The sequence below is a fragment of the Streptomyces olivaceus genome (genome assembly GCF_000721235.1).
GTDB lineage: Bacteria > Actinomycetota > Actinomycetes > Streptomycetales > Streptomycetaceae > Streptomyces > Streptomyces olivaceus.
The window spans coordinates 1-518 of the sequence record NZ_JOFH01000130.1 but is presented as its reverse complement, the minus strand read 5'-3'; the positions used below and the strand labels follow the sequence as shown (position 1 = coordinate 518).

Below are 518 nucleotides of genomic sequence, written 5' to 3'. Positions count from 1 at the left end.
GACCGGGAAGTGGAAGGCCATGTGGCACTCGTCGCCGCCGGCGGAGTAGTCGCCGAAGTAGTCGACGACGTCCTCCGGCCACTGGTTGGCCTCCGCCAGGACCACGGTGTCCGGGTACTGCGCGTCGATCTCCTTGCGCACCCGCTTGAGGAACGCGTGTGTCGCCGGGAGGTTCTCGCAGTTGGTGCCCTCCTCCTGGTAGAGGTACGGCACCGCGTCGAGCCGGAACCCGTCGATGCCGAGGTCCAGCCAGAACTTCAGCGCGGAGATCATCTCCTCCTGCACGGCCGGGTTCTCGTAGTTGAGGTCCGGCTGGTGGGAGAAGAAGCGGTGCCAGTAGTACTGCTTGCGCACCGGGTCGTACGTCCAGTTCGACGCCTCGGTGTCGACGAAGATGATCCGCGCGTCCTGGAACTGCTTGTCGTCGTCGGCCCAGACGTAGTAGTCGCCGTAGGGCCCGTCCGGGTTCCGCCGGGACTCCTGGAACCACGGGTGCTGGTCGCTGGTGTGGTTCATGA

General features: G+C 65.6%; 1 protein-coding gene. It reads right to left on the bottom strand.

The features are described from left to right. A partial coding sequence (locus IG94_RS0138095) for an alpha-amylase family glycosyl hydrolase (RefSeq protein ID WP_031048793.1) occupies window positions 1–518 on the bottom strand: 518 nt, incomplete at both ends.